Raw genomic sequence first — 24515 nt, 5'->3', positions numbered from 1 at the left:
GGCAGCGCGTTTCGCCAAAATCAGGGCCCGGCCCTAAGCCTCTCGCGACCCTCCAAGGACTGAGTGGCCCAAAGCCGAGCCCAAATGGTCCCATCCTTTTGGAGCAATGAAACCATGACCGAGACTACCACGATCCCCCGACCCGCCAAGCGCGCGCGCAAGGGCAGCGTCATCCTCACCGACCGCCTGTGCGGCAAGCGGGTCGAAAAGCGGGTTAAGCTCTACGACAAGAAATGCCCCGGCCTGGTCACAGGACACCGGGCAAGCCGCGCCAGCGCATAGGCAGCGACGGCGGCGCGCGCTGCTCGTATGTCACGATGGCGTGCGTAGGCGCAGCTTATCGCAGCGTCGCTCGGTTGATCTATATCAAGAGCTTGGGTCTCGAATTTAGATGCATGCTTTGGAGGCGGCAAATCGGGAGCATGAAATGAGCGAACGTTCGGAGCCGAAACAGGTCTGTCGTCGTAACGCACTCACTTTCCTTGGATACGCGGCTGCATCTGGGCTTGTCGCTTCGTCTGCAGTTCTGACGGCGTCACAGGCTGAAGCCCAAACCACCACGCCCACGCCGCCGCCCGCAGATACGGCGAAGTCTGGGACAGAGCGCCGTCCGGAAGGGCGAACCCGGCGAACAGAAAGGCGGGCCTTCCTCAGAGCGAAACGTAGGAAGGCCCTACAGCGCGCCGCCACCAAAGGGCTATAGGGGAGTGGGCAACCGGCGCCAGCGCGCAGGCGGCCCACGCGCCCCGATCTTCCGGTGCATCGGGCGCAGCCCGATCGAACGCGCCTTGCCAGATCCAGCCCCAAACTCCCGCCAAACGGCAGGATGTGAAACTAGGGCCTAATAGGCCCCGACGCGGTTTCGCGAGCAACCCGGCGCAGGCCGTCAGTTCATAGAAACCCTTAATTGGCCGAGGTTTTTTGAGTTTTCCCAAAGGGCAAAAAATCGCTAGACGTCAGGACCACACGACTTCGCCGTACACAATAGCCACGCACGTCAGTCGCAGCTCTCACGTCCATCGCATCTCACCGCACGTTCGTGACGATGGCCAACGCCCCTCATCCGCCGTGAGACGGGTGGAGTTATGCGGGTGATTTGCCCGTCGTGTTGATTTGTCGTGGCCTCTTCACGGGATTGCACTTGCGCAAAACGCAAATCAGCAAGTAGCCCGCATGTGCGCAAGCGATATGCGGGTACTCTCTCGACGTGGTCCCCGGTACGTCTCCCGGGGCGCATCCATTTCCGGTGCTCGGTGAAGCGCACCGAGCGTGTCGCTTCCTGCTGGATTTAATTGCGCCAACCGAAGCTTTGCGGGAGCCACGGGAACGCGGAATTTTGCACAGACTGCGCCTGTGCTCGGGCCTGCTCCTGTGCTCGGGCCTGGTCCTGTGCTCGGGCGTCCGGCACGGGCGGGGCCTGTACCTGTGCATTTTGCTCCTCCCGCCGGGGCTTTGCTCGGGGATTATGCTCCCGCCGAACCTTTGCTCGGGGATTTCGCTCGGGCCGGATCTCAGCCCGTGCATTTTGCACGGACCGGACCTGTCGGTGCTTTTTCATGGGCCGGACCTGTGCTGGTGCATCCTGCACGGCCTGTGCTGGTGCATCTTGCACAACCTGTACCGGGGCATCTTGCACGGGCTGTACGGGCCCGACCTGTGCCCGTGTTTCTTCCTCGGCCGCCCAAGCTTGGAATTGCTTGAACAAGGCTTCGGTGGGTGGCGGGCCGATCTCGGCTTGGCTCTGATCAGCAGGTTCAACAGCCGCAGCAATTTCGTCGCGCGTCGGCGCGTCCCTTGTCGTCGTCGGCAAATCCTGAGTGCTGGCGATTGATTGAATTGCTGACGTCGATGGATCGATGCCGGGCTGAAGCGCCGGTTTGTCGACCCACGAAGCCGTGACGTTCGCAACGAGCGCGACTGGATTCCCCACCAACAGGATCGCGCTGCCGATCGCTGCTGTCGCCATTACCCCCAAAATACTCGCCTTGAGGATTCGCGACGAGAGAGCCGCTCTGCCCATAGCCTTCCCGATATCCGGCTGCACGGTTTCTTCGGCTTGCTCGGAGAGAAAGACAGGATAACGATCGTCCGGCGGGAAACCGTCTTTTGTCGCCATTTGGTGATGCCGCCTCTTGCTGTTCTTCTCCACCAGTAGCCCGCCAGCGAGGTCTAAAAGCGTCAATCACCGCCACAATTTAGGAGAAGTTTTGACTTCATTGGGAATTTGGAACCGCAAGATCATGCGGAAGCCCCGATTGATGGCATGGGCGGAAGTGACCGCCACAAAAACAAAAGGCGCCCCGCAAGGAGCGCCTTTCGCATGTTGGACAGTGATAAGGGCGGCGCGAGCGCGAACGCCGCTCGGGATCACTGCGAATAGTACATGTCGAACTCGACCGGGTGGGGGGTCATTTCGAAGCGCTCGACTTCGGTCATCTTCAGCTCGATGAAGTCGTCGTCGAACACGCCGCCGTGCTTGAGGAACGCACGATCCTTGTCGAGATTTTCCACTAGTTCACCAGCGATGATGTCGTCACTGGGCCATACGACGTGCGGGCGCAGCGGCCGGCCGCAGCTCCATTGTGGATACGCCTGCTGCAATATTTACGCCCGTCTGCCCTTGAACGGATGCCGGCTGCATGATGATCCTGCGGTCCGGGCCTCCAACCAGGACGTTGGCACTCGCTCCGGCGCCGACTGTGCCGCCGGCGGTCGCACCCGTATGGGTTCCCGCCAATGCCCCCCGGGGCAGCGTTGCAGGCGCGAAGACCGCCCAGGCCAGCTGGCCGCCGGTCGTGGCACCGATGTCGAGACCAAGCGTGCTGACGGTGCCCTCGTAAGCCTCGCGCGCCCTGCCTCTCGCGGACGCATAGATGCAGCCCAGTTGCCGCTGCCCCCCGACAACGAGGCCGACACCGGGCGATATGTTGCAGGTGAGTGTGCCGACCCTCGTTCGCCCGGCGTCCTGAGCCGTGGCCGGAGCCATGGCGAGGGCGAGTGCCAGGGCGACGCATGTGGTTGCGAGACTATTCAAGGTTGTTCTATTCAAGGTTGCTTTGTTCATGGACGTCCCTCCCTTCTGCTGGACCCTCCTCAACGCGCAGCGACACTGCGATGTTCCTGTTCCAGGTCTCGTTCCGGGCTTACAGGCGGTAAATCAGGGATGTGCTGGTCGGCGGCAGGCCGTGGAAGCATGGTCCATCGATCGCTTGCGGGCCGTATGAGCGGAATTCGCGGCGGCATTCGGCCGTATGAGTACACGAACCAGGCGGCCGAAACGCCTGACTTTCCTTCGCAAAAACAAAAGACGCCCCGCAAGGAGCGCCTTTCGCACGTTGGACAGTGATACGGGCGGCGCGAACGCCGCGCAGGATCACTGCGAATAGTACATATCGAACTCGACCGGATGCGGGGTCATCTCGAAGCGCTCGACTTCGGTCATCTTGAGCTCGATGAAGCTGTCGATGAAGTCGTCGTCGAACACGCCGCCGTTCTTGAGGAAGGCGCGGTCGTTGTCGAGATTTTCCAGCGCCTCGCGCAAGCTGCCGCACACGGTCGGGATCTGCTTCAGCTCTTCCTTCGGCAGATCGTAGAGGTCCTTGTCCATCGCAGGACCCGGATCGATCTTGTTCTTGATGCCGTCGAGGCCGGCCATCAGCATCGCGGCGAAACCGAGATAGGGATTGGCCATCGGGTCGGGGAAGCGGACTTCGACGCGCTTGGCCTTCGGGTTTGCCGTGTAGGGAATGCGGCAGGAGGCCGAGCGGTTGCGCGCGGAGTAGGCGAGCAGCACGGGCGCTTCATAACCCGGGACCAGGCGCTTGTAGGAGTTGGTCGACGGGTTGGTGAAGGCGTTGATCGCTTTCGCGTGCTTGATGATGCCGCCGATGTAGTGGAGGCAGGTCTCGGAGAGGTCGGCGTATTTGTTGCCGGCAAACACCGGCTTGCCGTCCTTCCAGATCGACTGGTGGCAGTGCATGCCCGAACCGTTGTCGCCGTAGACCGGCTTCGGCATGAAGGTGGCGGTCTTGCCGTAGATGTGGGCGACCTGGTGGATGCAGTATTTGTAGATCTGCATCTGGTCGGCCATCAGCGTCATGGTGTCGAACTTCATGCCGAGCTCGTGCTGGGCGGAAGCGACTTCGTGGTGGTGCTTCTCGACCTTGACGCCCATCTTGGCCATGGCGCCGAGCATTTCCGAGCGCATGTCCTGCACGGAGTCCTGCGGCGGCACGGGGAAGTAGCCGGCCTTGGTGCGGATGCGGTGGCCGAGATTGCCGCCCTCATACTCGGTGTCCGAATTGATCGGCAGTTCCGAGGAGTCCAGCTTGAAACCGGTGTTGTAAGGGGTGGTCTGGTAGCGCACGTCGTCGAACACGAAGAATTCGGCTTCCGGTCCGAAGAATATGGTGTCGCCGACGCCCGACGATTTCACCATCGCCTCTGCCTTCTTGGCGATGCCGCGGGGGTCGCGGTTGTAGGGCTCGCCGGTGGTCGGCTCCAGCACGTCGCAGACGATGACCATGGTGGTCTCGGCGAAGAACGGGTCGATCGTCGCGGTGACCGGGTCGGGCATCAGGCACATGTCGGATTCATTGATCGCCTTCCAGCCGGCGATCGAGGAGCCGTCGAACATCTGGCCTTCGGCAAAGGTGTCCTCTTCGATCATGCTGACGTCGAAGGTCACGTGCTGCCACTTGCCGCGCGGATCGGTGAAGCGCAGGTCGACGTATTTTACGTCGTTGTCCTTGATCGATTTCAGGACGTCTTTGGCGGTCTTCATGAATACCCCTTTTGGCTACTACGGGTCGGTTTCCAGGATTCGAGCGACAGCTTCGCAAACGATCTGTTGAGGTATCGCGAACGAAATCAGGCCGAGGAGGCAGCCCTTTTGTTGTTTTTCAGTCGCAAAATTCGGATACCACCCGGCTTAGATAGCGTCCAGCCCGGATTCTCCGGTTCTGATCCGGATCGCTTCCTCGATGTTGGAGACGAAGATTTTGCCGTCGCCGATGCGCCCGGTCTGGGCGGCGCGGCGGATCGCATCGATCGCCTTCTCGACCAGGTCGTCGCCAATCACGATCTCGATTTTCACCTTGGGCAGGAAGTCGACGATGTATTCCGCACCGCGATAGAGTTCGGCGTGTCCCTTCTGCCGGCCGAAACCCTTGGCCTCGGTAACCGTGATACCTTGCAGTCCGACTTCCTGAAGCGCCTCTTTCACCTCGTCGAGCTTGAAAGGCTTGATGATGGCTTCAATCTTCTTCACTGAGCGCCTCCCGGGCATTTCCAGATTGCAGATAGTTCGATGTCGCGCGAGGCGCCGTCTGGTTTGATCCTTGCATCCGGCAAAGCCGGGATTGCTCATAATTGCCGCGAACTGCGACGATCATGAGCTCGGTTCTCCAACCGGCTTCCTCAAAAGCAGGGTCTATGCCAAGTTGTTAATGCGCCTGATTTTGGAACGTTATCAGACTTTTAACAGGCAGGTGGAAGAGGTTGCGCCGTAGGGTGCATGATAGAGAAGATTACAAAATAGGCAAATCGATCAATTATTGTGCAGGAGAGGCGAGGCGGGCACGGGGTGCGACGGCGATATGCCTGCAGAAAAGGCTGACGGATCGAGGATTCGGCATGGACGTTTTGACCACGACTGAGATGGAGCGTGCCGATCGGCTGACGATCGCCGCCGGCACGCCCGGCTTCGCGCTGATGATGAGCGCAGGGCAGGCCGTGGCCGAAGCCGCAATGGATCTCGTCGAGGAAGGGCCGATCATGGTGGTCGCCGGCCGCGGCAACAATGGCGGCGACGGTTTTGTGGCAGCGGCCGAGCTGGCGGCGCGCGGCCGGGAGGTTTCCGTCATCCTGCTGTGCGAACGCGACAGCCTGCAAGGTGATGCTGCGCTCGCCGCACGCGGCTGGAAGTACCCGGTGCTGCCGTTCAACCCGCAGGCGATCGGCAAGCCGGCCCTGATCATCGATGCGCTGTTCGGCGCCGGGCTCAATCGTCCCGTCAAGGGCGATCCGCTCGAGATGATCGAGGCGGTCAATGCCAACGGCGCGCCGGTGCTCGCCGTCGATCTGCCGAGCGGGATCAGCGGCACGTCGAGCGCCGTGATGGGCGCTGCGATCAACGCGGTAGAGACCGTGACGTTCTTCCGCCGCAAGCCGGCGCATCTGTTGATGCCGGGGCGCAAGCACTGCGGCCATGTCCGCGTCGCCGATATCGGCATCGATCCGCGCGTGCTCGAGGAGATCCGGCCGCAGACATCGGAGAACGTTCCGCAGAGCTGGCAACGTTCCTTCCCGGTGCCTGACATCGACGGCCACAAATATGCCCGCGGCCACGCCGTCGTGCTGTCGGGCGAACTGGCGTCGACCGGGGCGGCGCGACTCGCGGCGCGCGGGGCGTTACGGGCGGGCGCCGGGCTGGTGACCGTGGCTTCGCCGCGCGACGCGCTCGCGGTCAACGCCGCGGCGCTGACGGCGGTCATGGTGCGCGCCGTCGACAACGTGATCCAGTTTGCCGAACTGCTCGACGACAAGCGGCTCAATTCCATTGTGCTCGGGCCGGGCGCGGGCGTCAGCGCCCGGACGCGCGATCTCGTCCACACGGCGCTGTCGGCGAAACGCGGCCTCGTGCTCGACGCCGACGCACTGACGAGTTTTGCCGAAGCGCCGGAGCGGTTGTTTGAACAGATCAAGGCTGCCGCGGACGGACAGGTCGTCCTGACCCCGCATGAGGGCGAGTTTCCGCGCCTGTTCAGCGATATCAGCAACAAGCATCCCGGCCGCTCCAAGCTGGAGCGGGTGCGCGACGCTGCCGAACGCTGCGGCGCGGTGGTGCTGCTGAAGGGACCGGACACGGTGGTGGCATCCCCGGATGGACGCGCCAGTATCGCTTCCAACGCGCCGCCCTGGCTCGCCACCGCCGGCGCCGGCGACGTGCTGGCCGGAATGATCGCCGGGATGCTGGCGCAAGGCGTCCCGGCGTTCGAGGCCGCCTGCACCGGCGTGTGGATGCACGGCGAAGCCGCGCGTGAAGCGGGGCCGGGGCTGATCGCGGAGGATTTGCCGGAAGTGCTGCCTGCCGTGTTCAGGCGGCTCTATGACGAGTTCGGGATCGAGTATTAGTCGCTGCTGATCCGGGGTCCACAACGCGCGCCGTGCATTGGCGGGTCCCGGCTCTGCGGAGCAGCGTTTCACGCTGCACCGCGTCCGGGACAAGAGACGGAGCGGTAGGATGGTTGAGCGTAGCGATACCATCGTCTTCGCGGGTTGCAGGAGTTGATGGGTATCGCTTCGGTTACGTCACCTGATACTTCGCTACCGCCGTCTCATTCCATTCCAGCCCGAGCCCAGGCCCTCGTGCCGTCACCGTGCCATCCACGATCTCGGCCGGGTGGGCGAGGATCACGCTGGCGAAGTCGAGGAATTCCAGCCAGTGCGCGGTCGGCGTCACGGCCAGCATGTGGGCGCTGGCTTCGGCGAACAGGTGGCTCGACATCGGAATATTGGCGGCTTCGGCCTGGGCTGCGACCTGCAGCCAGCCGGTGACGCCGCCGCATTTCATCAGATCGGGCATGATGAAATCGCTGGCGCCGGCTTCGATCGCTTCCGCAAAGCCGCGCGGGAACCACCAGTTTTCGCCGGCTTGAATCGGCGTCGGTGAGGTTTCGCGCACTTTTGCGTGTCCTGACAGATTTTCCTGCGGCACGGGTTCTTCGATCCAGTGCAGATCGTAAGGCGCGAGGCGGGCGATACGGCGCACAGCTTCCGCGGGATCGAGCGACTGGTTGAAGTCGATCATCAGCGCAATGTCGGGACCGACGAGGGCGCGCACGGCCTTGACCACGCGCTCGTCGTTGGCAGCGTCGCCGTCGCCGCCCTTGATCTTGATGCCGCGAAACCCCTGCTCGAGCGAGCGGCGCAGCGCTCTTTCGTCGGCTACGGGATCGACCACGCCATAGCTGTCATACGCCTTGATCGGGCGCGCTGAGCCGCCGAGCAGTTCGGCCACTGGCCGATCGGCGATCTGGCCGAGCGCATCCCAATAGGCCATGTCGAGGCCTGATACCGCCATGCCGACGAGGCCCTGCCAGCCGAGCAGGCGGAATTTGGCGTCCATCGCCGCCATCAGGTCGTAGGGCGCGATCGGCTTGCCGGTGAGCTCGCGTCCGATCTCCTCGACCAGGTGGACCAGCGGCTTCAGCGTCAGCTTGCTGTAGGCGAAAATGTAGGAGTGACCAGTAACGCCCTGATCGGTCTCGACATCGATCAGGACCAGCGGCCCGACATCGATCACGCCAAAGGCGTTCTTCACGGGGCGCTTGAGCGGCACGACGAGACCGCGCGCCTTGACGCTGCGGATGGCAGGAACCGGTTTGCTCATGGTGTGCTCCTCACTCGACAGCGTACCACCGCACCAGCCGCGGCGCCGCCCAGTCGGTTGCGACGGATTCGATCAGGTAGCGGCCGGAATGTTCAGCGCGAAAGGCGATGCGCTGGGTTTGGCCGGGCTCGATCGCCAGCGTATCCAGCCAGAATGGCTTCCAGCCATCGTCGAGCCGGTCCAGCAGCCGGAAATGGTGGCCGTGCAGGTGGAATACGGTCGCGATGGCGGCGTGGTTGGTCAGCGCCAACACGACGGTGCGGTCTTTCTTGGCGCGAAAGGCGGGCGGGGCGGTGGCGACGAATTTGGCTGGTATCGCCCAGTCGCCCGATGGTCCGCCAAGCGGCAGTTCGACCCGAGTGGCGTTCTTGAGGTCGAGCCGTTCGGGGAGGCCGTTGGAGGGCAGTGGCGGCGCCGGCGGCAGCGGGGCGGGGCGGATCGGCGGCTCGCCCGAGACGACGATCCTGCCGACCGGGCGGGCCTCCTTGCCGTCGTGCAGGAGGATCGGAGTGGAAGTGCCTGCCGGCATTGTGATGTCGATGAAGGCATCGACCCGGCCACCCGGCGTCAGCACGAGCGCACCGTTGCGGGCTTGGAACGGCTCGGATGGCTGGCTGTCGATGGCCATCACGCGGACCTCGAGCCCCTCCAGTTTGATAGCAATAACAGAGCGTTGGCAGCCACTGATGATACGGAGCCTGACCCGTTCGTTGGTCCGGGCTGAGAGATCGAGCGAGGTCCGGCCGTTAATCGTAAGGACGGGCACGGTGTCCTTGGGATCGATCCCCGGCGCCAGAGCGGTTCCGTCGGGCCTGACCCGCCAGTCCTCGATCAGAAGAACCTGCTCGCGGTCCGTCGCGACGGGTTCGGTCTCCCGGACGATCAAGTGCTGGGGCCGTGAAGGTTGGGCCTGGCCATCGCCAAGCAGCCCGGATTCGCAAAGGAAGGTCCCGGCGTGGCGCAGCGGCAGTTGCACAGTTTCCTTGCCGCCGGCTGCGATTGGGGGGCGGCCCATCAGCGGTTCGATTGCCAAAACGCCATCGATTCCCCGCCAGTTGAGAGCGGCGGGCACGGGCAACTCGTTGCCAAAAGCGAAATCGACGGTCTCGCCACGCTTGAAGGTGATTTCAGGCCCGTGCAACGACCAGACCGGCGTGACTGCGCTTCCCGGGCGCAAGGCAACCGTGTCGGCCCTGGCCTGCCATACCAAGGAGGGATTGCGTTGGGCGCGGCCCGCGATAGGCCACATCGGGGTGAGGGCGGCCACCCCCAGTCCGGCCATCAGCTCACGTCGATCCAGCAGTGTTTTGGGGCTTGCCATCGGACCAATGCGGACCATTTTTTGTTGTGCCTGGCCTAGCTGTGACGCCTTGCCCCGGTGCTGTCAAAAAAGGCCATTTTTTTGCTGCGGAGGTGTAGGCTCATGTTATAAGCCCGCCGCCCGCGGCATCGCGGCCGGGTATGGATGCTTTTCACGCGGGCGTGGCGGAACTGGTAGACGCGCTGGATTTAGGTTCCAGTGACGAAAGTTGTGGGGGTTCGAGTCCCTCCGCCCGCACCAAGCGCTCTATCCAAGCGTTTGCATGACGAATACTGGAGGGCCTGCTTCCCGGTCGGGGAGCCAAGGTCAGCCGAACCACCGGCGCAGGCTGCAAGGCTACGCCTCGAACATTTGACACTGCCGGGCCTGTCTGGCCCGGCGCAAGCGGAAGAAGATTGACACCATGCAGGTCACCGAAACCCTCGCCGAGGGATTGAAGCACGAGTTCAAGGTCAGCGTTCCCGCATCGGATCTCGATGCCAAGGCGGACGCCAAGCTGGTCGACCTCAAGGACAAGGTGAAGCTCAACGGCTTCCGTCCCGGCAAGGTGCCGGTGAGCCATCTGAAGAAGGTGTATGGCCGCTCTGTCATGGCCGAGACCATCGACCAGACCATCCGCGACACCAACACGCAGATCTTCACCGACCGCGGTTTCCGCCTGGCGACCGAGCCGAAGATCACCATGCCGACCGAGCAGAACGAGGTCGAGGAGTTGCTCGCCGGCAAGACCGACCTGACCTACACGGTTGCGATCGAGGTGGTGCCGACGATCCAGCTCGCCGATTTCAAGACCTTCTCGGTGGAGAAGCCGGTGGTCGAAGTCACTGATGCCGAGGTCGATGAGGCCATCAAGCGCATCGCCGACCAGAATCGACCCTTTGCTGCGAAGGCTGAGGGCGCCAAGGCCGAAACCGGCGATCGCGTCACCATCAGCTTCAAGGGTAGCATCAACGGCGAACTGTTCGACGGCGGCACCGGCGAAGGCATCCCGGTCGTGATCGGCGCCGGACAGTTCATTCCGGGTTTTGAGGAGCAACTCGTCGGTATCGGGACGGGCGAGACCCGTACGCTGAAAGTGTCGTTCCCGAAGAACTATGCGAGCGAGAAGCTCGCCGGCCAACCGGCCGAGTTCGAGACCACGGCAACCCTGATCGAAGCCCCGGGTGAAACCAAGATCGACGACGAGTTTGCCAAAACGCTCGGCCTGGAATCGCTCGACAAGCTGAAGGAAGCCGCACGCGAGCGGCTGGTTGCCGAGTTTGCCGGTGCGACGCGGCAGCGCGTCAAGCGCGCGCTGCTCGACCGTCTCGACGACAGCCACAAATTCGAGGCGCCGCCGTCGCTGATCGAGGAAGAGTTCAACCTGATGTGGAACTCGATCAAGGCCGAGATGGAATCGAGCGGCAAGACCTTTGCCGACGAGGACACCACCGAAGAGGCGGCCAAGGAAGAGTACAAGAAGATCGCCGACCGCCGCGTCCGGCTCGGCCTCGTGCTGTCGGATATCGGCGAGAAGAACAAGATCACCGTGACCGATGACGAAGTCAGCCGCGCGGTGATCGAGCGGGCGCGTTCGATGCCCGGCCGCGAGAAGGAAGTCTGGGACTACTATCGCAACAATGCCAATGCGCTGGCCCAGCTTCGTGCGCCGATTTATGAAGACAAGGTGGTCGATTTCATCCTCGAACTTGCCAACGTGACCGAGAAGAAGGTCTCGCGCGAGGACCTGTTCAAGGAAGACGACGAAAAGAGCGCAGCCTGACCGATCTGGTCAGGCCAGCGTTAATGATGAACGGCGAAAGCGGCGTGGCGACGACATCCGTCGCTATGAGATCGTCTGCGAATCAGCTTGAACTCGTCGAGTTCGGCTCGCAATGGCCCGGTCTTGTCGCCGGGAAATTGGCTCATATCTGTGAGCGGCTCGCCCGTGCGAGTACTGAGTTGAAGTCCTGCATCACGGGACGTTCGTCCGCGCGCGGCAATCCTGGCGATTGGCCTACCTTGCCGATGGATGTTCGCCCCCGCTGTTCTCTACCTAACCCTCTACTAACCCTTGGGGTGACTAATGCGCGATCCCGTTGAAACCTACATGAACCTCGTGCCCATGGTGGTCGAGCAGACCAACCGCGGCGAACGCGCCTACGACATTTTTTCGCGGCTCCTGAAAGAGCGCATCATCTTCGTGACCGGTCCGGTCGAAGATGGAATGTCGACGTTGACCGTCGCGCAGCTCCTGTTCCTCGAGGCGGAAAATCCCAAGAAGGAAATTTCGATGTACATCAACTCGCCGGGCGGCGTGGTGACATCGGGGCTTGCGATCTACGACACGATGCAATTCATCCGTCCGCCGGTGTCGACGCTGTGCACCGGGCAGGCGGCCTCGATGGGCTCGCTGTTGCTCGCGGCCGGCGCAAAGGACATGCGCTTCTCGCTGCCCAATTCGCGCATCATGGTGCATCAGCCGTCGGGCGGCTTCCAGGGCCAGGCCACCGACATCATGCTGCATGCGCAGGAGATCCTGAATCTCAAGAAGCGCCTCAACGAAATCTACGTGAAGCACACCGGCCAGACCTACAAGGCGATCGAGGACGCGCTCGAGCGCGACAAATTCCTGACCGCCGATATGGCTCGCGACTTCGGTATCGTCGACAAGGTGATCGACAAGCGCCCCGAAGAGGCGATGCCGACGAAAATCGCGTAAGGTGAAAACCCCGTAAGGTAACGGATAGCGACACCCTGCGTTGACCTTAACGGTTGGTTCAGCCGGCAAATATGGCCGAAAGCCGCGTGCCTATACCCTAGTATAGGTCGAAAGTTCCGCTTTCGTCCCGGTTTTGCTGCGTGGCAGTTGCGCAACGCTCGGTCGATTTCGTCAACTTCTCCCCGTGCCAACGCCACAAATCACGGTATTGTCACGGGTAGCCATTCCGACCCCGATTAGCGAAATCTTGATAGTCGGGTGTCAGCATGGTTGGCTGTGTGGGCTGGGTTAAGATCGCGGGGGATTCGAGAAACCGTGATTCGCACGGTGCGTAATTGAGTTAGGGTCTTTTCTGGTACGGAATTTGCTCTATCTACCTTGAGGTCCGGTGTGAGTGCCGGAATGGGTCGATCGGGTAACGGATCGAACGGCGGACGGAGACAAGAATGAGTAAGGTTGGCACGAGCGACTCCAAGAACACGCTGTATTGCTCGTTCTGTGGAAAGAGCCAGCACGAAGTCCGCAAACTCATCGCGGGTCCAACTGTATTCATCTGCGACGAGTGCGTTGAACTCTGCATGGACATCATCCGCGAGGAGAACAAGTCCTCGCTGGTGAAGTCGCGCGACGGCATCCCGACGCCGAAGGAAATCTGCAAGGTGCTGGACGATTACGTGATCGGCCAGAGCCATGCCAAGAAGGTGCTCTCGGTCGCCGTTCACAACCACTACAAGCGGCTCAATCACCAGACCAAGCACAACGACGTCGAACTCGCGAAGTCGAACATCCTGCTGATCGGTCCGACCGGTTCGGGCAAGACGCTGCTGGCGCAGACGCTGGCGCGCATTCTCGACGTGCCGTTCACGATGGCGGATGCGACGACGCTGACCGAAGCCGGTTACGTCGGCGAGGACGTCGAGAACATCATCCTGAAGCTGTTGCAATCGGCCGACTACAATGTCGAGCGCGCGCAGCGCGGCATCGTCTATATCGACGAAATCGACAAGATCAGCCGCAAGTCCGACAACCCGTCGATCACCCGCGACGTGTCGGGTGAGGGCGTGCAGCAGGCGCTGCTGAAGATCATGGAAGGCACGGTCGCTTCCGTTCCTCCGCAGGGTGGCCGCAAGCATCCGCAGCAGGAGTTCCTGCAGGTCGACACCACCAACATCCTGTTCATCTGCGGCGGTGCCTTCTCAGGCCTTGAGAAGATCATCTCCGCACGCGGACGTTCGACCTCGATCGGCTTCGCCGCCCAGGTTCTGGCGCCCGAAGACCGCCGCACCGGTGAAATCTTCCGCCATGTCGAGCCGGAAGACCTCCTGAAGTACGGGTTGATCCCGGAATTCGTCGGCCGTCTGCCTGTGGTCGCGACGCTGGAGGATCTCGACGAGGCCTCGCTGAAGAAGATCCTGACCGATCCGAAGAACGCGCTGGTGAAACAATACCAGCGGCTGTTCGAAATGGAAAACATCGAGCTCACCTTCGCCGACGAGGCGCTTGGCGCGGTCGCCCGCAAGGCGATCGAGCGCAAGACCGGCGCGCGGGGCCTGCGTTCGATCCTCGAAAGCATCCTGCTCGAGACCATGTTCGATCTGCCGGGTCTGGAAGGCGTCGAAGAGGTCGTGATCTCGCGCGAAGTGGTCGAGGGAACCGCACGTCCGCTCTACATCTACGCGGACCGTTCGGACCGGGCCGTCGAGAGCAGCGCCAGCGCCTGATCGCCGCTCGACATACTTCGCTTGGACTACCCCGATAAGGACGGCTGCCGCACGTTCCGGCAGCCGTTGTTGCGTCAGCGTTTTGCACGCGTTTGGCCCCAATTTGCGGGCATTTTTCCGTGACTTGACACCCCCATACCCGATAGCCACCTAATGCCAATGGTGGCGGAAATCACGTTCGAGATTCGTCGCAAAATCATCCGGTGAGAGGCGGCAGCGAAGGCGGCCGAGTGACCCGGAACTCCCGGCACCTTGTGGCGGTTGCGTAAGCGATGCGGACTGCGTGCAAGGGGGCAAAACAAAAGGATAAGGCCATGACGACCCCAAAAACCCGGCCAACCATCGTTCTGGGCGAAAGCCACTCGTATCCGGTGCTGCCGCTCCGCGACATTGTCGTTTTTCCGCACATGATCGTGCCGCTGTTCGTTGGCCGCGAGAAATCGATCCGCGCCCTCGAAGAGGTGATGAAGAACGACGCGCTCATCCTGCTGGCGACGCAGAAGAACGCGTCCGACGATGATCCAAACCCGGATTCGATCTACGAGGTCGGTACGCTCGCCAGCGTGCTGCAGCTCCTGAAGCTTCCCGACGGCACCGTGAAGGTGCTTGTCGAAGGGCTCGAGCGCGCGCGCGTGCAGAAATATTCCGACCGCAGCGAATACTACGAGGCGACCGCGATTGCGCTTGCCGACACCGACGCCAGTTCGGTTGAAGCCGAAGCCCTGGCGCGTTCGGTCGTGTCCGACTTCGAAAGCTATGTGAAGCTGAACAAGAAGATCTCCGCCGAAGTCGTCGGCGTGGTTCAGGCGATCACTGATTTCGCCAAGCTGAGCGATCAGGTCGCCCAGCATCTCGCCGTCAAGATCGCCGATCGCCAGGGCATCCTGGAGACGTTGTCCGTCACGCAGCGCCTGGAGAAGGTGCTGGGTCTGATGGAGAGCGAGATATCGGTGCTGCAGGTCGAGAAGCGCATCCGCTCGCGCGTCAAGCGCCAGATGGAGAAGACCCAGCGCGAATATTACCTGAACGAGCAGATGAAGGCGATCCAGAAGGAACTCGGCGACGACGAGGGTCGTGACGAGCTGGCCGATCTGGAAGAGAAGATTGCCAAGACCAAGCTTTCCAAGGAAGCGCGGGAGAAGGCGCAGCACGAGTTGAAGAAGCTGCGCCAGATGTCGCCGATGTCCGCGGAAGCAACGGTGGTGCGCAACTATCTCGACTGGCTGCTGTCGATCCCGTGGAACAAGAAGTCCAAGGTCAAAAAGGACCTCGAGGCGGCGCAGGCCGTGCTGGACAACGACCACTACGGGCTCGAGAAGGTCAAGGACCGCATCGTCGAGTATCTCGCGGTGCAGTCGCGCGCCAACAAGCTGACCGGACCGATCCTGTGTCTGGTCGGGCCTCCCGGCGTCGGCAAGACCTCGCTTGGCAAGTCGATCGCAAAGGCGACGGGACGCGAGTTCGTGCGCGTGTCGCTCGGCGGCGTGCGCGATGAAGCCGAGATTCGCGGTCACCGCCGCACCTATATCGGCTCGATGCCCGGCAAGATCATCCAGTCGATGCGCAAGGCGAAGAGTTCGAATCCGCTGTTCCTGCTGGACGAGATCGACAAGATGGGCGCCGATTTCCGCGGCGATCCGTCGTCGGCGCTGCTTGAGGTTCTGGACCCCGAGCAGAACTCGACCTTCAACGACCACTATCTGGAGGTCGACTACGATCTGTCGAACGTCATGTTCATCACGACCGCGAATACGCTGAATATTCCGGGTCCCCTGATGGACCGCATGGAGATCATCCGGATCGCCGGCTATACCGAGAACGAGAAGGTCGAGATCGCGCGCAAGCATCTGATCCCGAACGCCATCTCCAAGCATGGCCTCGATTCCAAGGAATGGTCGATCGACGACGATGCGTTGCTTCTGATGATCCGCCGCTACACCCGCGAAGCGGGCGTGCGTAATTTGGAGCGTGAGCTGTCGACACTCGCCCGCAAGGCGGTGAAGGAGTTGATGATCTCCAAGAAGAAGTCGGTCAAGGTCACCGAGAAGACTCTCGAAGAGTTCCTCGGCGTGCCGAAGTACCGCTTCGGCGAGATCGAGAGCGAGCCGCAGGTCGGTATCGTCACGGGCCTGGCCTGGACCGATGTCGGCGGCGAGCTGCTGACCATCGAAGGCGTCATGATGCCCGGCAAGGGCAAGATGACGGTCACGGGCAATCTGCGCGACGTGATGAAGGAGTCGATCTCGGCGGCGGCGTCTTACGTCCGCTCGCGGGCGATCAACTACGGCATCGAGCCGCCGTTGTTCGACAAGCGCGACATCCACGTCCACGTGCCGGAGGGGGCAACCCCGAAGGACGGACCGTCGGCGGGTGTGGCGATGGCGACCGCGATCATCTCGGTCATGACCGGCATCCCGGTTCGCCACGATGTCGCCATGACTGGCGAGATCACGCTGCGTGGTCGCGTGCTGCCGATCGGCGGTTTGAAGGAGAAGCTGTTGGCGGCCGCCCGCGGCGGCATCAAGACGGTGCTGATTCCCGAGGACAACGCCAAGGATCTCACGGAGATTTCCGATGCGATCAAGGGCGGTATGGACATCATCCCGGTGGCCCGGCTCGACGACGTCGTGGCCAAGGCGCTGGTCCGTGCGCCGGTGCCGATCGTCTGGGAAGAGGACACCAAGGTGCCGGTCAAGCCTGACGGTGCCGACGAGGCGTCCGGTGGCCTGACGGCCCACTGAGCCCGATCAGTCACTACTGATCTGATCCGATCTAGTACAACATGATAAAACGGCGCCTCCGGGCGCCGTTTTTGTTTGTACGGACCGGATCTCCATTGGACAGGCGGAGTTGAAGGGGATGGAAATCGACGGGCAATGCCATTGCGGGCGGGTGGCCTATCGGGCGGAGATCGACCCTGCGAAAGTATCGATCTGTCACTGCACCGATTGCCAGAACCTGACGGGCTCGCCGTACCGGGTCACGGTGATCTGCTCGGCCGAGCAGATCACCGTGACGGGCGCGCCGGCGAAGATTTACGCGAAGACCGGCGACAACGGTCGCACGCGCTTCCAGCATTTTTGCGAGGGTTGTGGTTCCCCGCTGTTCTCCAGCGGCGAGGGCGGGCCCGACGATTGGGGCATCCGCTGGGGCAGCATCCGCCAGCGCGATCAACTCAAGCCGGCGCGGCAAATCTGGTGCCGCTCGGCCGCGCCGTGGATCAACGATATCGCCGGATTGCCTAGACGGCCGGGCGACTAGGGTTTCCGAACAGGCGGGGTATCCGACCCTTGCACCGAAGGGGGCCACAGGGCTAAACAGGCGGCTCAAGGGCGGCTTGCTCAGCTCGTTAGAGCATCTCGTTTACACCGAGAGGGTCGGGGTTCGAATCTCTCGCCTTCGCGCCGAAGTTGCGAAGCGACGAACGCGGACCGTCTGGATTTCGGCCTTCGAGCGGCCCCTGATTCTCCTGCCCGCTCGATCAAGCGAGCTTTGACATGCTACAACCGATCGCTGCCGACTTGCGGAACCTCGGACTGCGAAGCGGGGACACCGTTCTCGTCAGGTGTGCGGCGAGGGCAATCAAGGTTTCGAGCGGAAGTCCGGCTACCGCGCTGTTCGATGGCATCATGAAGACGATCGGGCCGTCCGGAACGCTGGTCACGCTCGCTTTCACCCCCGACTTCTACTTCTGGCAAAAGAAACGGGCCGCGCAATTTCCTTTCCATCCGCGGGCAAAGCCCGATGTTGGGGCATTCTCCCAAATCGTTCTGGATCATCCTTTGTCGGTTCGAAGCCGGCATCCCACGAATTCCTTCGTGGCGCTTGGGCCAAACGCAGACGAGATCGCCCGCGGCCATGACGAGAACGAAACCGCTTTCTATCCGCTCAAGAGACTGATCGAACTCGGCGGCAAACTGCTGCTCGTCGGCTGTGTGGAGTCCAGCCCGGGCTTTAGCACGGTCCATCGTGTCCAGGAGGACCTCGGACTGGCCGACAAGACGCTGATGAGCCGAAAGCGGATCTGCGCGGTGCAGGACGGCGATCGTATACGCTGGTTTGAACGGCGCGACATCTCGGGATGCAGCGCCGGATTCGGCAAGTTCTACGGCCGTTACGAGGCCGCGGGAATCCTGCGGAGCGGATCGGTCGGAGGGGCATATTCCATCTTTGCCGATGCAGCCGCCGCATATCGGGTCGAACGCCCTATTCTGGAAATGGATCCGACTGCTGCCTTCTGCGACGATCCTTCTTGTACTTCCTGCGGTCTTCGGACTTACTCGCCGGCACGAATGACCAGATTTTTTCTTGCCGTGCCGCTGAAAAGCATCCGTCGCATGATGGGCAGAACTGGATGATAGAGTACACGCACGTCGTTGCGTCGATCGATCCCGATCATCCAGTACCTCTCGCCGGGCGGGCAGGTGGGGCGCGTATCACGAAACGCGTCCACGATTCGCTTGAAGCAAACATCCTGGCGATCTTCGACACAGGTGCGTGCAACGCCGTTCTTATCTCAATCGACGGCGTATTTGTTGGCCGCGAACTCAGCGATGCCCTGCTGGAGGCCTGCACCGGCTTTGGCGTGAACGCGCAATCCGTGCTGATCGTTGCCAGTCACACCCATTCCGCCCCGGCGCTGGAAAACACCAAGCCTCTTCTCGGCGTCCGTTGTGACGATCATTTCGCGAGGGTACGGGGGATCCTGGTCAAGGCGGTTTCCAGCGCGCTGAGTTCACTCCCCGGAAGAGCCCCGCTGCGAAGCGGGCGGGCGACTGTAGCTGCCGGCGTGAATCGGAGGCTTCCGCGGCTGCTCCCGCAACTGACCGGGCGCGGCTTTCGTTTCGAACGGACCATCATGGCGCCCAACCCTGACGGTCCGGTCGATCGCACGGTAACGGCACTGATCATGGAGGGGGAAAGGACCGCGGTTGTATGGCATTACACATGTCACCCGACGGGATTTCCCGGTGACCTCGAGATCAGTGCGGACTATCCTGGCATGGTCCGGAACGCCTTGCGGCGGCGATTTGGCGCGGACACCACCGTGATTTTCCTGCCGGGATTCGCCGGCGATACCCGCCCGCAAAGCGCAGTGTCACCCGGCGGCGTGATTCCACTCCTGCGCTTGATGGCGCAAGGCCCGCGCTTTCATGACATGCAGATGGACGGCTGGCTCGGCTGGAGTTCGACGATTTCCGATGCCGTGATGCGGGCAATTGATTCAGCAGTCCCGGTCCATGATGTCGCTCCGGCTGGCGGCAGGGTATCCCAGACGGCGCTCGACGCGTTGATGGTTGGCGCGGATCGCAATCGGGCTGTGGAAGTCCAGCAACTCAGTGCGCTCGGTGAAAAGTTCGTCGCGGTGAGCGCCGAGCCCCTGTTGGGATTGCGCGAACTCTGCCCGGCAAATTCCCTCCTGGTGGGCTACAGCCGCGACGTCTTCGGGTATTGGCCCCCCGAACTGCAAGTCAGGCGGGGCGGCTACGAAGTGAATGGATTCAAGGAATGGTTCGGCGTTCCGCACGAATGGCGGCCCGGCCTCGATCGGGTGTTTTCCAACCTTGTCGTATGAGAATTCCGAGAGGCCGTCGGGGCAGCTGACCGGCGGTACAGCCAGCCCATATTCCAGATTAATCCGGCGCGCGCATGGACACCCCAACATGCCCCGATCAAAACGCCGATCAGGTCGCCTACTGGAACGGTTCCGTCGGACAGCGCTGGGCGGAGCGGTAAATCTGGTGCCGCCCCCCCGCCGCGCCTTGGGTCAACGATATCAGGGATTTACCAGGACGGCCGGGCGACTAGGGTTTCCGAACAGGCGGGGCTATCCGACCCTTGCACCGAAGGGGGCCGCAGGGCTAAACAGGCGGCGAGGGCGGCTAGCTCAGCTGGTTAGAGCATCTCGTTTACACCGAGAGGGTCGGCGGTTCGAATCCGTCGCCGCCTACCAGCCTTCGCCCTGCGGGCTTCGGCTTGGCAAGCCAGCCTTCCGCGGCGGCGGTGGCCAAAAAAGGTTCTGCGCGCATGGCGTGGGCTGCCGCGCCGGATCTCGAAGAAGGCGGACTGTCCAGGCGCGAGACCGAAGCCCCACGCCTCGCTCTTGTTCTTCAGCCTTGTGGGGTTGGCGTGGTAGCCGGGGGACTTAGCGGGGCTCCTCCAAGCGAAACAGGCCCTACAGGTTTAGGCTGCCGAGCCATCTTTTTGCGCACTGCTCGGGATAGCCGGTTTTGAGCGTGCCTTGCTGAAATGGAGGAAGTCACTTCCGGGGTCATTGCATTTTGCAGCGAGTCGACCTTCGCTATGAGCGTGGAGATCTTCGCAGAGATCTTTTTCACGTCTTCATGCTCATCCGCTATCTGAGCGGATATCTTCTTCACACCGCCTTGCTCATCCACGACGCTCTGTCTTAGGGAAGCAAGCGCAATTGAATCCTGCCGAACAATATCTGTGTTTTGCTGCAATAAGAGGTTATTCGCTTGCAGCGCGGCAACATATTGCTGCTGGGCCGACTGAATATCCTTCAATGCGGCGACAGCCGGATCCGGTATTGGATCGGAAGCTTTCTGGCGCGGAAGCAGTTCGGCCAAGCTGCTGATATCAGGCAGAGCAAAATCGCTGATATTCGGCAGAGCAAAGCCGGAGGGCGACATCGTATGGACGGCCGCAGCAGTGTTTATTCCAAGAGCGAACACCGCAAACGCCAGGATCGATTTCCGGCTCGATTTCTTGGTCGGTGCCGTGGATTCGGGTTGTTCGGTTTGGCTCTGCTTTTCCGATGTCGTGGTCACGTGCACAAACCTCAACTGAGTGAACAAAAAAGGAGCCGTCGCCGGATGGTCCGTCGCGACGGCTCCTCTACGCGGCACCCAACTAGAACTGCCTGAGATAATAGGCTGACGAGATTAATTCCGCGTTACGCCTCACTCGTCTGACATGAACTGCAAGCCGCTGCCGGTTGCGCTTTCTATGTGATCGGCGCCGGCGGCGCGCGGGTGCTCTCTGGGCATCGATGACATCCCCCAAATGATGCACATATTGGTGTGCCGGGATGACATGTGATGGAAACTTCCGTACCGTCGTTTCCACATCCCGACACGATGAGGAGAGACCGCGCGAATGGACGCCCCAGCCAGCCACGATCAAAACGCCGACCAGGTTGCCTACTGGAACGGACCGGCCGGCCAGCGCTGGGCCGATCGGCAGGCGGCGCAGGACGTACTGCTCAAGCCGGTTGCCGACCTTGTCGTCGACCGGGCCAAATTCACGCCGGGAGAGCGCGTGATCGACGTTGGCTGCGGCAGCGGCGCTACCGCGATCGCGTTTGCGCGGAAGGTCGCGCCTTCGGGGCGCGTGCTCGGCGTCGACGTCTCGGAGCCGATGCTGGAGCGGGCGCGGCAGGCGGCGCCAAAGGAATTGCCGATCGATTTCGTTCTGGCCGATGCGACCGTCTATCCATTCGAGCCGTCGAGTTTCGACGTGCTGGCGTCGCGCTTCGGCGTGATGTTCTTTGCCGATCCAGCGCTCTCGTTTGCCAACATGCGGAAAGCGCTGCGACCGGCAGGGCGATTGGCGTTCGCCTGCTGGCGCGAGCCGCGCGAAAACCCGTTCTTCATGGCGCCGCTTGCGGCCGCCTACAAGCACGTGCCGAAATTGCCGCAGCAGGGACCGGAAGATCCCGGGCCGTTTGCGTTCGCCTCGGAGGCGCGTGTGCGCCGCATCCTCGGTGAAGCCGGCTTTACCGGCGTCGAGATGGAGGCGTGTCCGCTGCTGCTGGATTCCGCGATCGGCCGCGGTCTCGATGGGGCGGTGCAGGGCGCACTGGAGATCGGTCCGGTGAGCCGCGCGCTGGAGGGCCAGCCCGAAGAACTCCGTAAGGCTGCCGCCAATTCGATCCGCGAAGCACTGACCCCGTTCGCCAAGGGCGATGCGGTGTTGCTGCCAGCGTCGGTCTGGATCGTCACCGCGCGCGCGTCGTAGTTCGCCTTCGTCATTTGCGAGCGGAGCGAAGCAATCCATCCATCGGCGGGCGCCGAGGCATGGATTGCTTCGTCGCTGTCACTCCCTTGCGCAAGCGCTTCGCGCTTGTCGCAGGCAATGACGGGGCGAGAGCTTCGCTGACCTGCCTATCCAGATCGTGACGGGATGCACGATGGTCTGCACGGCCCTTCCATATCCTGGCGGCTGACCCATTCCAATTAAACGCCGGATCGCCATAGCTACGCCACCAAATCGCCCGACGACTCAACGACGCTTGTTGGATCGGGCTGGCGGCGATGCGCATGGGTGCAGCAATGATGCGCTTGTCCGATCTGTATCTAACTCCGGTCCGGACTGGGCTGATTATGGTCACGGTGCTTGTGCTCGGGACGATCATCGTTCGAGTCGTCACTGGGCCCGAACACAGTGAGGTCCGCACGCATGCCACGCACGAGGTCGGCGGCCAAAGCACGTTGGATATAGGCGTAGCAGACCTGAGAGGGTCGCTGCCGTAAGACAACTTGTTGGACGGCATTGCGCGTCCGCCGGGCGACGGACACGAGGAACCTATTTGATCGTCGCTTGCACTGTAATTACGGACGTGCCGGAGGCGGTCGGCCCCTGGCCCGTTGCCTTGATGGCAAAGGTATCGCTCCCCTTGTACCTAGCCTTCGCCTTGTATTCGTAAGTCGTTATGTTGAGCTTTTTCAACTTGCCGTGCGCCGGCTTTTTTAAAATGTCCGAGCTGGTCGCTGTGCCGCGAATTGTGATCGGAAACTGGCAACTTTGCCCCGACGCGACGCTGATATCGCCGGTCGTGTTCTCGCCCCAATCCGCCAGCTCTACCAATTTTGGACAGTCGGGAGCAGCCAGTGCTGGAGATACGGACGTTGAGCCGGTAGCTCCAACGATAAGCGCCAAAGCGACGACGATAGACAACCGCATGGTGGACTTCCTCGTTTTCATGCAAAACCCGAACTGACGGGTGCGATTGGAGCAACGTCTTTCGGTCGGCTTCTTGGCCGTCGGCTTATTACTGCTTGAAGGTCCGCAGTTGATGCAAATCAATGCGATGGAAGCTTTGCCGACGTTGCTACGCCCGTTCTTCCCAAATCATGGCCAGATGCACGATCGTCTCCGCCGCCTTTTCCATGTCCTGGCGGCTGACCCATTCCAGCCGCGAATGAAACGCGTGTTCGCCGGCGAAGATGTTGGGGCAGGGCAGGCCCATGAACGACAGCCGTGAACCGTCGGTGCCGCCGCGGACCGAGCTTCGCACCGGCGTCAGCCCCGCGCGCTTGATTGCCTCGATGGCATAGTCGACGGTTTCGGGGTGGCGGTCGATCACCTGCTTCATGTTGCGGTATTGCGGCTTGATCTCCATCCGGTACGTCGAGCGTGGATAATCCTTCATCACTTGTTTGACGATGCCTTCGAGCAGGGCTTCCTTTTGCTGCAGCCCTTCGTCGGTGAAATCGCGCACGATGAAGCCGATGGTGGCTTTCTCCAGCGCGCCCGTAATGCCGATCGGGTGCAGAAAGCCTTCCTGGCCCTCGGTGGTCTCAGGCGAGCAGGTATCCCTGGGCAGGCGGTCGACGATGGCGGCGGCGATCTTGATCGCGTGCTCCATCTTGCCCTTGGCGAAGCCGGGATGGGTCGAGACGCCCTCGATGGTGATGGTGGCGCCGTCGGCCGAAAAGGTTTCGTCCTCGATATTCCCTGCGGATTCGCCGTCCATCGTATAGGCGAAGTCGGCGCCGAGTTTCTTCAGGTCGACCTTGTCGACGCCGCGGCCGATCTCCTCGTCGGGCGTGAACAGGATCTTGATCGTGCCGTGCTTGATATCAGGATTTTGAATCAGGAACCGCGCCGCGTCCATGATCTCGGCAAGGCCGGCCTTGTTATCGGCCCCCAAGAGCGTGGTGCCGTCGGTCGTGATGATGTCATGCCCGATCTGGCCGGCGAGCGCGGGATGGTCGGCTGGCCGGATCACCTGGCTGGGATCGGCCGCCAGCACGATATCGCCGCCCTGGTAATTCTTCACAATCTGCGGCTTGACGTTGGCGCCGGTGCAGTCCGGAGACGTGTCCATGTGCGAGCAGAAACAGATCACCGGAACTTGTCTGTCGGTATTGGCCGGGATCGTCGCATAGACATAGCCGTGCTCGTCGAGATGGGCGTCGGTGAGCCCCATCGCCTGTAACTCCGAGGCCAGCAGGCGGCCCAGATTCTTCTGCTTCTCGGTGGAAGGGCAGGTCGGCGATGCCGGATCGGACTGGGTGTCGATCACGACATAGCGCAGGAAGCGCTCGGTGACATCGTGGGTGAAGGCTATGGGCGAGGCCGGCATGACGATCCGAAAAACTGGGCAAGGGAAAGCGTTCTATAACAGAAAAGCGC

At 62.0% G+C, this 24515-nt stretch carries 20 protein-coding genes, 3 tRNA genes and 1 pseudogene; 13 read left to right on the top strand and 11 right to left on the bottom strand.

Annotation, left to right across the window (positions count from 1 at the left end; all coding sequences use genetic code 11):
• The first annotated feature begins 114 nt into the window (after nucleotides 1–114).
• Nucleotides 115–282, top strand: a complete 168-nt coding sequence (locus IVB22_RS00880) for a hypothetical protein (protein WP_247515445.1) — start codon at nucleotides 115–117, stop codon at nucleotides 280–282.
• A 1006-nt stretch (nucleotides 283–1288) separates the two neighbouring features.
• Here the strand turns inward: IVB22_RS00880 and IVB22_RS00875 are convergent.
• The 6 genes and pseudogenes from IVB22_RS00875 to IVB22_RS00850 form a co-directional block, all read right to left on the bottom strand.
• Entirely contained in the window at nucleotides 1289–2116 is an 828-nt protein-coding gene (locus tag IVB22_RS00875; protein ID WP_247515444.1) for a hypothetical protein, read from the bottom strand.
• 251 nt (nucleotides 2117–2367) lie between these two features.
• Nucleotides 2368–2517, bottom strand: a pseudogene (gene glnA, locus IVB22_RS00870) (glutamine synthetase); the annotation flags it as partial.
• A 16-nt stretch (nucleotides 2518–2533) separates the two neighbouring features.
• Entirely contained in the window at nucleotides 2534–3034 is a 501-nt protein-coding gene (locus IVB22_RS00865) for a DUF992 domain-containing protein (protein ID WP_247515443.1), read from the bottom strand.
• 339 nt (nucleotides 3035–3373) lie between these two features.
• Entirely contained in the window at nucleotides 3374–4783 is a 1410-nt protein-coding gene (gene glnA, locus IVB22_RS00860) for a type I glutamate--ammonia ligase (protein WP_247515442.1), read from the bottom strand.
• A gap of 147 nt (nucleotides 4784–4930) precedes the next feature.
• A complete protein-coding gene (locus IVB22_RS00855) occupies nucleotides 4931–5269 on the bottom strand; it encodes a P-II family nitrogen regulator (protein WP_011441447.1) in 339 nt (112 codons plus the stop codon).
• On the bottom strand, nucleotides 5256–5393 hold the full coding sequence (locus IVB22_RS00850) for a hypothetical protein (protein ID WP_247515441.1): 138 nt from the start codon (nucleotides 5391–5393) through the stop codon (nucleotides 5256–5258). Before IVB22_RS00850 ends, IVB22_RS00855 begins: the two co-directional genes overlap by 14 nt.
• 241 nt (nucleotides 5394–5634) lie before the next feature.
• Here IVB22_RS00850 and IVB22_RS00845 point away from each other — a divergent pair, with 241 nt between their 5' ends.
• Nucleotides 5635–7134, top strand: a complete 1500-nt coding sequence (locus IVB22_RS00845) for an NAD(P)H-hydrate dehydratase (protein ID WP_247515440.1) — start codon at nucleotides 5635–5637, stop codon at nucleotides 7132–7134.
• Between the two features lie 172 nt (nucleotides 7135–7306).
• On the opposite strand, the gene IVB22_RS00840 is transcribed toward IVB22_RS00845, so the two are convergent.
• Nucleotides 7307–8392, bottom strand: a complete 1086-nt coding sequence (locus tag IVB22_RS00840) for an enolase C-terminal domain-like protein (RefSeq protein WP_247515439.1) — start codon at nucleotides 8390–8392, stop codon at nucleotides 7307–7309.
• 10 nt (nucleotides 8393–8402) lie between these two features.
• Entirely contained in the window at nucleotides 8403–9713 is a 1311-nt protein-coding gene (locus IVB22_RS00835; protein WP_247515438.1) for a multicopper oxidase family protein, read from the bottom strand.
• Between the two features lie 155 nt (nucleotides 9714–9868).
• Between IVB22_RS00835 and IVB22_RS00830 the strand changes: the two genes are divergently transcribed.
• From IVB22_RS00830 to IVB22_RS00785, 10 genes are all read left to right on the top strand, one after another.
• Nucleotides 9869–9953, top strand: a tRNA-Leu gene (locus tag IVB22_RS00830).
• A gap of 163 nt (nucleotides 9954–10116) precedes the next feature.
• Nucleotides 10117–11475 carry a trigger factor gene (gene tig, locus IVB22_RS00825; RefSeq protein ID WP_247515437.1) on the top strand — a complete coding sequence of 453 codons (1359 nt, stop codon included), beginning with the start codon at nucleotides 10117–10119 and terminating at the stop codon, nucleotides 11473–11475.
• Nucleotides 11476–11778: 303 nt separating this feature from the next.
• On the top strand, nucleotides 11779–12414 hold the full coding sequence (locus IVB22_RS00820) for an ATP-dependent Clp protease proteolytic subunit (RefSeq protein WP_214491628.1): 636 nt from the start codon (nucleotides 11779–11781) through the stop codon (nucleotides 12412–12414).
• Nucleotides 12415–12860: 446 nt separating this feature from the next.
• Nucleotides 12861–14135 carry an ATP-dependent Clp protease ATP-binding subunit ClpX gene (gene clpX, locus IVB22_RS00815; RefSeq protein WP_027537232.1) on the top strand — a complete coding sequence of 425 codons (1275 nt, stop codon included), beginning with the start codon at nucleotides 12861–12863 and terminating at the stop codon, nucleotides 14133–14135.
• A gap of 314 nt (nucleotides 14136–14449) precedes the next feature.
• Nucleotides 14450–16876 (top strand): endopeptidase La, encoded by a 2427-nt coding sequence (lon, locus tag IVB22_RS00810; protein WP_247515436.1) that lies wholly within the window; start codon nucleotides 14450–14452, stop codon nucleotides 16874–16876.
• A gap of 118 nt (nucleotides 16877–16994) precedes the next feature.
• Entirely contained in the window at nucleotides 16995–17396 is a 402-nt protein-coding gene (locus IVB22_RS00805) for a GFA family protein (protein ID WP_247515435.1), read from the top strand.
• A gap of 71 nt (nucleotides 17397–17467) precedes the next feature.
• Nucleotides 17468–17539: transfer RNA gene (locus IVB22_RS00800), tRNA-Val, on the top strand.
• 93 nt (nucleotides 17540–17632) lie between these two features.
• Nucleotides 17633–18493 carry an AAC(3) family N-acetyltransferase gene (locus tag IVB22_RS00795; RefSeq protein ID WP_247515434.1) on the top strand — a complete coding sequence of 287 codons (861 nt, stop codon included), beginning with the start codon at nucleotides 17633–17635 and terminating at the stop codon, nucleotides 18491–18493.
• Nucleotides 18490–19710, top strand: a complete 1221-nt coding sequence (locus tag IVB22_RS00790) for a hypothetical protein (protein WP_247515433.1) — start codon at nucleotides 18490–18492, stop codon at nucleotides 19708–19710. Before IVB22_RS00795 ends, IVB22_RS00790 begins: the two co-directional genes overlap by 4 nt.
• Before the next feature lie 301 nt (nucleotides 19711–20011).
• Nucleotides 20012–20088, top strand: a tRNA-Val gene (locus IVB22_RS00785).
• 157 nt (nucleotides 20089–20245) lie between these two features.
• On the opposite strand, the gene IVB22_RS00780 is transcribed toward IVB22_RS00785, so the two are convergent.
• The gene (locus IVB22_RS00780) at nucleotides 20246–20926 is read right to left on the bottom strand and encodes a hypothetical protein (RefSeq protein WP_308200339.1); all 681 of its coding nucleotides are present in this window, start codon (nucleotides 20924–20926) and stop codon (nucleotides 20246–20248) included.
• 328 nt (nucleotides 20927–21254) lie between these two features.
• Here IVB22_RS00780 and IVB22_RS00775 point away from each other — a divergent pair, with 328 nt between their 5' ends.
• Nucleotides 21255–22115, top strand: a complete 861-nt coding sequence (locus IVB22_RS00775) for a class I SAM-dependent methyltransferase (RefSeq protein ID WP_247515432.1) — start codon at nucleotides 21255–21257, stop codon at nucleotides 22113–22115.
• A gap of 567 nt (nucleotides 22116–22682) precedes the next feature.
• Here the strand turns inward: IVB22_RS00775 and IVB22_RS00770 are convergent.
• Together IVB22_RS00770 and pepT are read right to left on the bottom strand one after the other, a co-directional pair.
• Nucleotides 22683–23060 (bottom strand): hypothetical protein, encoded by a 378-nt coding sequence (locus IVB22_RS00770; protein WP_247515431.1) that lies wholly within the window; start codon nucleotides 23058–23060, stop codon nucleotides 22683–22685.
• 148 nt (nucleotides 23061–23208) lie between these two features.
• Complete coding sequence (gene pepT / locus IVB22_RS00765) at nucleotides 23209–24465, bottom strand: peptidase T (RefSeq protein WP_247515430.1); 1257 nt, start codon at nucleotides 24463–24465, stop codon at nucleotides 23209–23211.
• Nucleotides 24466–24515 lie beyond the last annotated feature (50 nt).

It is taken from the genome of Bradyrhizobium sp. 190 (assembly GCF_023073415.1).
Classification (GTDB): Bacteria; Pseudomonadota; Alphaproteobacteria; order Rhizobiales; family Xanthobacteraceae; genus Bradyrhizobium.
The sequence above is the reverse complement of the archived record's forward strand: the minus strand, read 5'-3'. Positions and strand labels throughout refer to the sequence as shown.

Excerpts from the sequence above, each read along its gene's own strand:
- IVB22_RS00820 (WP_214491628.1), top strand. The coding sequence starts at position 11,779 with ATGCGCGATCCCGTTGAAACCTACATGAACCTCGTGCCCATGGTGGTC.
- IVB22_RS00795 (WP_247515434.1), top strand. The coding sequence starts at position 17,633 with ATGCTACAACCGATCGCTGCCGACTTGCGGAACCTCGGACTGCGAAGC.
- tig (WP_247515437.1), top strand. The coding sequence starts at position 10,117 with ATGCAGGTCACCGAAACCCTCGCCGAGGGATTGAAGCACGAGTTCAAG.
- glnA (WP_247515442.1), bottom strand. The coding sequence starts at position 4,783 with ATGAAGACCGCCAAAGACGTCCTGAAATCGATCAAGGACAACGACGTA.
- IVB22_RS00770 (WP_247515431.1), bottom strand. The coding sequence starts at position 23,060 with ATGCGGTTGTCTATCGTCGTCGCTTTGGCGCTTATCGTTGGAGCTACC.
- IVB22_RS00790 (WP_247515433.1), top strand. The coding sequence starts at position 18,490 with ATGATAGAGTACACGCACGTCGTTGCGTCGATCGATCCCGATCATCCA.
- IVB22_RS00875 (WP_247515444.1), bottom strand. The coding sequence starts at position 2,116 with ATGGCGACAAAAGACGGTTTCCCGCCGGACGATCGTTATCCTGTCTTT.
- IVB22_RS00840 (WP_247515439.1), bottom strand. The coding sequence starts at position 8,392 with ATGAGCAAACCGGTTCCTGCCATCCGCAGCGTCAAGGCGCGCGGTCTC.
- IVB22_RS00775 (WP_247515432.1), top strand. The coding sequence starts at position 21,255 with ATGGACGCCCCAGCCAGCCACGATCAAAACGCCGACCAGGTTGCCTAC.
- IVB22_RS00880 (WP_247515445.1), top strand. The coding sequence starts at position 115 with ATGACCGAGACTACCACGATCCCCCGACCCGCCAAGCGCGCGCGCAAG.
- lon (WP_247515436.1), top strand. The coding sequence starts at position 14,450 with ATGACGACCCCAAAAACCCGGCCAACCATCGTTCTGGGCGAAAGCCAC.
- clpX (WP_027537232.1), top strand. The coding sequence starts at position 12,861 with ATGAGTAAGGTTGGCACGAGCGACTCCAAGAACACGCTGTATTGCTCG.
- IVB22_RS00835 (WP_247515438.1), bottom strand. The coding sequence starts at position 9,713 with ATGGCAAGCCCCAAAACACTGCTGGATCGACGTGAGCTGATGGCCGGA.
- IVB22_RS00845 (WP_247515440.1), top strand. The coding sequence starts at position 5,635 with ATGGACGTTTTGACCACGACTGAGATGGAGCGTGCCGATCGGCTGACG.
- pepT (WP_247515430.1), bottom strand. The coding sequence starts at position 24,465 with ATGCCGGCCTCGCCCATAGCCTTCACCCACGATGTCACCGAGCGCTTC.
- IVB22_RS00805 (WP_247515435.1), top strand. The coding sequence starts at position 16,995 with ATGGAAATCGACGGGCAATGCCATTGCGGGCGGGTGGCCTATCGGGCG.
- IVB22_RS00850 (WP_247515441.1), bottom strand. The coding sequence starts at position 5,393 with ATGATCGTCGCAGTTCGCGGCAATTATGAGCAATCCCGGCTTTGCCGG.